The sequence below is a fragment of the Sulfurovum sp. genome (assembly GCF_015493435.1).
In the GTDB taxonomy this organism is placed as follows: Bacteria; Campylobacterota; Campylobacteria; order Campylobacterales; family Sulfurovaceae; genus Sulfurovum.
Window position 1 is genome coordinate 20,026 of the sequence record NZ_WGDD01000040.1, and the last position, 8,433, is coordinate 28,458.

General features: G+C 44.7%; 8 protein-coding genes. 3 read left to right on the forward strand and 5 right to left on the reverse strand.

Annotated elements, in window-relative coordinates:
* Window positions 1-90: 90 nt before the first annotated feature.
* The gene (locus F8L24_RS06985; RefSeq protein WP_294953668.1) at window positions 91-1,377 is read left to right on the forward strand and encodes a chloride channel protein; all 1,287 of its coding nucleotides are present in this window, start codon (window positions 91-93) and stop codon (window positions 1,375-1,377) included.
* 4 nt (window positions 1,378-1,381) lie between these two features.
* Here the strand turns inward: F8L24_RS06985 and F8L24_RS06990 are convergent, their stop codons facing one another.
* The 5 genes from F8L24_RS06990 to F8L24_RS07010 form a co-directional block, all read right to left on the reverse strand.
* On the reverse strand, window positions 1,382-2,098 hold the full coding sequence (locus F8L24_RS06990) for an ABC transporter ATP-binding protein (RefSeq protein ID WP_294953671.1): 717 nt from the start codon (window positions 2,096-2,098) through the stop codon (window positions 1,382-1,384).
* 1 nt (window position 2,099) lies between these two features.
* Window positions 2,100-3,245 (reverse strand): ABC transporter permease, encoded by a 1,146-nt coding sequence (locus F8L24_RS06995; RefSeq protein WP_294953674.1) that lies wholly within the window; start codon window positions 3,243-3,245, stop codon window positions 2,100-2,102.
* A complete protein-coding gene (locus F8L24_RS07000; RefSeq protein WP_294953677.1) occupies window positions 3,245-4,384 on the reverse strand; it encodes an efflux RND transporter periplasmic adaptor subunit in 1,140 nt (379 codons plus the stop codon). The genes F8L24_RS06995 and F8L24_RS07000 overlap by 1 nt, the downstream gene beginning before the upstream one ends.
* Window positions 4,384-5,637, reverse strand: coding sequence for a TolC family protein (locus F8L24_RS07005; protein ID WP_294953679.1), 1,254 nt, complete (start codon window positions 5,635-5,637; stop codon window positions 4,384-4,386). Before F8L24_RS07005 ends, F8L24_RS07000 begins: the two co-directional genes overlap by 1 nt.
* A gap of 204 nt (window positions 5,638-5,841) precedes the next feature.
* Window positions 5,842-6,594, reverse strand: a complete 753-nt coding sequence (locus tag F8L24_RS07010) for a DUF2202 domain-containing protein (protein WP_294953681.1) — start codon at window positions 6,592-6,594, stop codon at window positions 5,842-5,844.
* Window positions 6,595-6,781: 187 nt separating this feature from the next.
* Between F8L24_RS07010 and F8L24_RS07015 the strand changes: the two genes are divergently transcribed.
* Window positions 6,782-7,537 carry a TonB family protein gene (locus F8L24_RS07015; protein ID WP_294953682.1) on the forward strand — a complete coding sequence of 252 codons (756 nt, stop codon included), beginning with the start codon at window positions 6,782-6,784 and terminating at the stop codon, window positions 7,535-7,537.
* Between the two features lie 107 nt (window positions 7,538-7,644).
* The coding region (locus tag F8L24_RS07020; protein ID WP_294953684.1) for a TonB-dependent receptor plug domain-containing protein at window positions 7,645-8,433 on the forward strand (789 nt) is incomplete at its 3' end.

Sequence of the window (8,433 nt, forward strand, 5' to 3'; positions counted from 1 at the left end):
AATGCTGCTTTGGATTTGGATGAATGGTTTTGAGCCTCTTTTTATAGGAAAAAGTATATAATTAAAATAAACATAAAAGGTTAGTCTGTCATGATCGCCAAATTGATAATCGCAACATTGTTGACGGGTATTATCAGTGGTTTTTTTATTACGTTTTATGAAATGCTTATTACGTTTACAAGCAGACTGCTGTTTATGGGTGATCCTTTCAAAACGATCCCTGTACTGCCGGCCTGGTATCTTTACCTGGTACCCACACTGGCAATATTTTTTGTCAACTATCTCATTTCAAAAGACAAATATATTCGTGAATACGGTTTGACGGAGATTGCCGATTCTGTCAGTCAGAACAAGATGATCATCAATGTCAAAACACTGATACTCAAAATCGTTGCTTCCACACTTTCTGTTTCCAGTGGTTTTGCGATAGGAACAGAGGGACCGTCAGCGGGTATGGGAGCGATGGTAGCCTATCAGATACACCGGTTGTTCAATCTTCCTACTATGCTGATAAAAATGATGATCAGCGTTGGTGCGAGCAGCGGTATTGCGGCTATTTTCGTGTCGCCTCTGACCGGAATCGTCTTTTCCATCGAAAATATTGCCTACCAGTTCATCAAACAGTATATCGGGTATGTGATCCTCAGTTCGGTACTTGCTTTTTCTGTTTCGGTAAAATTTCTGGATTCCATTTCTTTCCACAATTCCCTGGGTAAATCGGTTGACTACCACCAGATCGTACCGATGCTGATATTTATCCCGTTCATCACCTTTTTTATCTATCTGTATCTTTTTCTGAAAAAACGGCTTTTGCATATGATCGACCTGGAGATATTCAAAAAGTTCCATGCCCTGAGAAATGTGCTCTTCTCCCTTATTGGGGGAGGGGTGATCGGTACGATTTTGCTGATAGAACCGCGTGCAGCATTTTCAGGCAAAGAGATCGTGATCCACCTCATCAATGACAGTGACTCGATCTCTGTCTATTTTATCTTCTTGATCATTATTCTGCGTATTGTCGGTACTTCTGTTTCACTCTATGCCAATGCAGTCGGCGGACTCTTTCTGCCGCTCATGAGTATCGGTGCGCTGGTTGGATACGGGTATGGCGAGGTATTGACATTTTACTCGCATTTTCCTTTTGAGCCTTTCTTCTATGCAGCGGTAGGAGCGGCGGTTTTTATGGGGGTGGTGATGAAGCTTCCCCTGACGGCAGTTGTCCTCTCTCTGGAATTGACGTTTGACTATAATATTCTCGTCGCTACCGGTGTGAGCGTGGTACTTGTCAGTTATATTACCGGATTGCAATTCAATATACGCCGAAAATATATTACACAGACACAAGAGCCGCCGGAAAAACCGCCGGAAAATACTTGATTCTTTAAATCATTTTTGTATTTTCGGGGACGGGCTGGGAAACCACTTTTTTGTCTTCTATCTTCAATATTCTGTCGCAAAGCGGCAGCATGGCTTCATCGTGGGTGACCATAATGACGGCAACATCCTGATCAACTGCGATTTTTTTAAGCATTTTGACGACATTGACAGAACGTGTTATGTCCAATGCTGCGGTAGGTTCATCGGCCAGGATGATCTGTGGTTTGTTGGCGAGCGCCCTGGCGATGGCGGCACGCTGATTCTGTCCGCCCGAAAGCAGAGCAGGCATTTCTCTGGCTTTTTCGGCAATGTCAAAATATTTTAAAAGTGCCATGGCTTCTTCTTCCGCTTTTTCTTTGGGAACACCGTTTGTCTGCGGCACCAGGGTTACATTTTCAATAATATTCAGAAAGGGTATCAAATAGGGAGCCTGAAAAATGAACCCGATTTTTTCCCGGCGTATTTTCCGCTGTTCTTTTGTCAGCCATTTGTCATCATATACCGGTTCGTCTCCCAGCCAGATCTTCCCGCTGGTGGGTTCTTCGACACATCCTATCATCATGAGAAGTGTTGTCTTTCCCGCACCGCTGGGGGCAATGAGTGCAACCAGCTCTCCTTTGTCTATGTGAAAATCTGCACCGTCTATGACTTCTACGAGTGCATCACCTTTGCCAAAATGTTTGACAAGATTTTCTACTTTTATTGCATGGGTACTTTGCATACTATCCTCCTATGGCCGAAGCCGGATCGGCATGGATGACTTTGCGGACACCCACGAACGAAGCAAGAATCGAGGCAAGAATGACCACAAGAAAGAGTATCCAGGCATCAGGCATTTCCAGAACGACCCTTTTGGGGAATTTACTGTAGATAAGATGGGCAAAAAGGTTGGCAAAAACAAAAGCGAGAATGCCCATCAGCAGTGTTTCCTGCATGATCATTTTTACGATCATGCGGTTGGGCAGGCCGATAAGTTTCATAATCGAAATCTCTTTGATCTTTTCAAGTGTCATGGTATAAATGATGAGTGCGATGATAATCGTGGAGACCACAACCAGTATCACGGTGAACATACCTATCTGCTTGGAAGCCATTTTAATGAGATTTTTGGTCAGCAGTGTTTTTTCCTGGGTGGCGGTATAGACACTTTTGTGTTTCCACTGCCGAATATCTTCTGCAACGCGGTTGACGTTGTATCCTTTTTTCACTGTAGCGACGACAGCGTTGATCATGTGCGAATTGAGTGCCTTGATACCTCTGGCTCTGTCATTCCTTGTTCGGGCATTTGAATACAGAAACTGTAATTCCTGCGCATCTTTCAGGCTGACATAAACGAGCGGATCACCGCCTGAAGAAACGGTACCGTGAGTGATACCTACTACGCTATAGACGTCTCTGCCTATAGGGACCTGGTCTCCGAGATGAAACCCTGTCTTGTCCGTGACAACCATTTCATAATGGCTTCGCTGCAATCCTCTTCCCTGTATCAGCCGCTTGGGGTTGATAGGGTCAATCTTCCCGAAGGGGTCGAAACCGACAGCAAACACCCTTACCTCTCCCTCTTTGGAAGGCAGTTGAAGGTTTTGAAAGGTCAAACCCTCCGCTTTGTCAACCCCCTGTATCACTTTAATGGTATTGCGCATATCTTCATGTATCCTGGAAGCTTCGGCAAAGGGCCCCAGCGTGTTTTCCTGTACGACCCACATATCGATATTCAAATCATCAAGCAGTACTTTTGCATCGATGATCATACCGCGGTAGACACCGATCATAATGAGAACGATACCCAGGAGCATACCTACTCCCATAGAAGTAACGATGAATTTTCCCAAAGTGTGTGCAATGTCTTTTTGTGCAAGATTGATCATCAGTGTACGCTCATTCCCTCTTTGAGTGTCTTTTTGCCGGGAACATCGACAATAATCTTTGTCTTCTTGTCAAGCCCCTTGACAGCTGCCTCTTTGGCACCTATGCTTAATATCTGTACCGTTTTAAAGTGGGCTTTACCGTTTTCTTCCACCCATACACCGCTTTTTTTATGTTGGTATACCAGTACCCCGGCCGGTATTTTCAGTACGTTGTCAAGCTGTTTTGTCTCTATGTTCACTTCTGCCTGTTCATTCATGTAGAAAGGAATCGGCAGTTTGTCAAACGCAACATCCACTTCCCTCTCCTGTGTCACGGGGTCACTCTGTGCCGCGATCCTCCTGACTACGGCAGCAAAATGTTTTCCGGGCTGTGAGCGCAGCATAATGTCTGCTTTTTCCCCGACCCGTATATTTCCGCTGATTTTTTCATCGATATAGGCTTTGACCCATACATCCCGGGGATCAACGACCTGAAGTACAGGCTGTGAAGGCAATACGGTCTGGGCAACCTCCGCACTTCTGTCAATGACGTAGCCGTCTGCCGGAGCATAGACTTTATAGCGGGAAAGTTTCTCCCTCAAGGCTTCTACCGCTTTTTGTGACCGTGCTATTTCCATTTGCGCTGTTTTAATATGTGCCCGGGTAGCAGCCATTTGTGCCTCGATCACGGCAAGGTCTGATTTGGCTTTGTCATATTCCGCTTTGGAAGCAAAAGACTGTTTTTTCAGCTTGGCATAGCGTGCATAGGTGATCTGCGCCAAATGTTTTTGTGCCAGCAGGCTTTCAAGTTCTTTTTGGCTGGCAACAAACTCCGAACGGGCTTTGTTCATCGAAATTTTTGCTTCTTCGAGAAGCTGCGGAACATCGACACTGTCAACCGTAATGAGCAGGTCGCCTTTTTTCACCCATTTACCTTCATCTGTCAGAATGGAAAGTATTCTGCCGCCTGTCTGAGCGGTAATGCTGTAAATGTATTTTGCTCCGACATTCCCTATGCCGTATACTTCAATACTCAAATTGCCTTCGTTTGCCTTTACTGTTGCATAGGTGGTTTTGGGAATATAGACTTTTCGGTAAAAAAGGCCGATCCCTATGAGAACCAACACAGCTGCAATAATATATTTGATCCATTTTTGCATCAGATTTTTCCTTTCAGATAGTCTATCCTGTCAAGGGCAAGGCTTCTGGAATAATATGCTTCAAGTACGCCGAGCTCAGCATTCAGCGTAACAGATATACTGTCCAGTACTTCTATGTAGGTTGCCAGACCTTCTTTGTAGCGTGCCGTTTGTACTTTCTGGGTACTTTTGGCAGAAATGAGCTGGGCTTTTCTGGCTTTGATCGTCTGTCCGTACCGTTTGATATCGATGAGAAGAGCGCGCAGTTCCTCCTGCAGTGCCAGCGTATCCGAAGCTTCCTGTTCCTGTGCGATCATCCTTCCGATCTTTGCCTGCTGCTCCTGTGCACTCATCCTTCCGCCAGTATAGAGAGGTACATTGTAGCTGATACCTACATAATCGGAATTGTATTTATTGAGGGTGTCAAAGCGGTCATAGGAGGCGACAAGGTCGATGGAACCGAACTGTGCCGATTTTGCAGACTGGTGCAGCAGGCGGTTCTTCTGCACATTCAGTCTGTCCATCTTTACCTTATAGTTGCTTTCGAGTATTTCATGTTCTGTACCGCTGTGAAGATGAAAATTCTTTTTCAGCACATGGCTCTGGAGTTTGATGTCACTCCTGAGAGGTATACCCATATAGAGAGAAAGAGATGTTTTGGCTTTTTCAAATGATGCCTTGGCAATAGCAAGATTGTTTTCAGCCACATACACGGAGGAGAGAAAACGGTTGGTATCGGCATTGGTTTTGAGTCCCTGTTTGACCAGTGCCCTGGATTGCGCATAGAATGCTTTTTTGGCTTCAAGGTCTTTTTCTCTTACCCGAATCGCCTCACGCTGTACGACAAGCAGTTCATAGAGCGATTTGACTTTGTATGCAAGCAGGGCTTTGACCTCTCCAAGGGACAACCTGGCAATATCCTCATCTGCTTTTGAGGCATCGACAAGGGCAGATGTTTTGGCAAAGTCCCATACTTTCTGGTGCAGTGTAGCTCCTGCCCCCCATCCGCTGTCCTCTACGGTATGGAACATGCCGTTGACCGGAAGTACATAGGTTTTGGTCGGATTGTATGTTGCCGAGAGATCGATTTGCGGAAGATAGTCGGCATAAGCGACATTGTATCCCTGTTCAGCCTGCTGTATGCGAAGCATGAACGTTTTGACGTCCGGATGATGTGCAAGTGTTTTTGCAATCGAATCCCGCAGTGTCAATGTTTGTGCACAAAGGCTGATACTTATGGCAGACACAAGCATCAGTGTTCCTGGAAGTTTCACTCTGTATCCTTACTTTTTAGGGGAATCCCCTTTTGTTTTACCAGTAGCTTATCATACATATGCACTTTTTTTGGTTATCGAAACCGTAATGTGCACCTGACGGAAGAATTAATATATACTTAAAAGAATAATAAGATATCAATATGAACTGTACATGAATTCTACAGGCTCTCCTCTGATAATGACGACAATGAAAGAGTACTGTTAATCATTTTTCTGATCATTCTGAGGATATTCCGGATGACAGAAATGATAGCCCAGTGCATCCGGAACCGAACAGCATCCTTCAGTAATGCCCATATTTTTTAATCCTTTGTCAAAAGCCCAGTAGTGGTTGTAGCTCCCATCGCGTAAAAATTCAAACACAGTAAGGACATCGGATGCATTGGAGGCTTGTGCCGTTTTTATATAGTCGTCAAGATCTGTAATGTCAACTACTTCTACCATGCAGCCTACTCCCAATGCATCTTTCTGGGATTGAATGCCTTTATCATAAAGTATATTATACAAATACTGTACCTGTGCGACAGGATAAGTGCCATTGCCGATTCCCTCAATGCTGTAGGGTATATCCGTATCCGGATACTGTGTCATATTCAAATCGTACTTCCGTGCCAGCTGATTCACGGCATCAATATGTTTGACTTCAGATTTTTTTGCAATGTTTTCCAACTGTTTGACTGGCTGAAGACTATAAATATTCAGGTAAATATCATGCGCCAGTCCCTCTTCACTGTACATATAGGTCAGTGTATCTCTGACGTTTTGGGTCAAACCGGACAACGGTCCGTCAATGGCATCTTGTATCTTGGCCGGAAGATCACCGGCAGGTGTCTGTTCTCCGCCGTTCCCACTGCCTGTACTGCTGTTGTCCGATCCGCTTCCGCAGGCTACAAGACTTGCACTCACAGAAAGTAGAAATCCTGTAGTCAATATCTTTTTTATCACGTGGTTCATCGCTAAATCTCCTTTTGAGTTTTGATTAAGGCCATTATAGGTGTCTAAAGTGAACTTTGTATGAATTGATAGTTGCTTTCCTGTATTTTGGGTATATGCTGAAAAGATTGATTTGGATTAACACAGATTTAATCTATCTTTGTTACACTTCATCTCTATAAATTAACAGGCAATAAAAAGGGATGTAGTGGTAAAACATCGGCATTTGATCTCCTACACGCTTACCTCTGTCATTTACCTTGCTGTATTTCTTTTTTATGCCTTTCTCTTCAAAGAGATATTTGTGTCAGAGCAAAAAGCACAGGATCATACCATCAGCCTTTCTCTTTCCGAGTTTATACCGGAAGCGGTACCGGCACCGCAAAAAGAGCCTCAAAAAGAAGAGATCCTTCCCGAACCGGAACCGGTTGTTGAAGAAAAGCAGCCTGTAGCAACACCGGAACCCGAACCGGTAAAACCAAAGACGATACCAAAACTTCCGGAAGCGAAAAAAAAGACGGTGAAAAAAAAGGTTGTTAAGAAAAAGGTTGTTAAGAAAAAACCGGTCAAGAAAAAACAGTATACAAACAAAAAGAAGACCAGAAAAAGAAAAGTACCAAAACACACCCTAACCGGTGTCGCACCGGGGGCAAAAAGACAGGGAAACTCCACCAGGAGCACACCTGCGCAGAAGAATCGTTTTCTTTCACAGGTACGGGCACGTATCAACCGTAACAAAAGTTACCCGCGTATTGCAAAAAGACGCGGCATGCAAGGGTCCGTAAACGTACACTTTACCATACTCCCCAGCGGAAATGTAGGACATATTGCCGTGACAGGTCCAAAAGTCTTTCATGCTTCTGCCCGAAAAGCCATAGAAAGGTCTTTCCCTGTCAATACAAAAGATATACCTGTGTCCCTTCCCAAAACGGTCAATCTGACACTGCGTTACCAGTTAAGATAGAGGCTGCTTATCGTATTTTGTATGCATTTTCCTGCGAAAACCATAAACTTAACAGATAATTAACAGAAGCATGCCACAATACCCGAAACAGTTTTGGAGGAGTAAAGATGAAAAAAGGAATATACCTTTCTTTTGTGTGTGCAGTATCACTGTATGCGGCAGAGGCAGAGCTTGGAACAATAAACGTGGAAGCCAAAGTCGATACGGAAGTGGTCGAGGATGTACATGGAGACGATATCCGGTCAGCAGATGTGGCAGAGGCGCTGATGAAGCAGTCACCTTCTGTGACGCTGGTACGAAGAAGCGGTATCGCGAACGACATCATTGTCCGGGGACAAAAAAAAGACAATATCAACGTGACGATAGACGGGGCAAAGATCTATGGTGCCTGCCCGAACCGGATGGACCCGCCTATTTCCCATGTCCTGACGAACAATATTGACTATATCACCATTGATGACGGTCCGTATGATGTGGAGAATTTCGGTGCACTGAGTGCCAACGTCGATGTTGAAACACTGAAGCCCACCAAAGAGCTGCATGGTGATGCCAATCTGAACTTTGGAAGCTGGGATTACAAAAAAGCTTCCGCGATGATCAGCGGCGGTACAGAACGTATCAGGTTCCTTCTGAGTGCTTCGGGAGAACGCGGCGGACAGTATAAAGATGGCGATGGCAACGATTTCGCGCAGCAGATGGATAACTATATCGCCCATAACCTGAATGGAAATCCGGTACACGACAAAAAGCTGAAAGGACAGGCATTTCTGCCGCAGTACCGTGACATGGATGCTTTTACCAAAAAGACCGTTCTGGCAAAAATGTTTTGGGATATTACCGATACACAGCAGCTGAAACTGAGCTATACGGGTAACAGAAGTGACGATATACTCTAC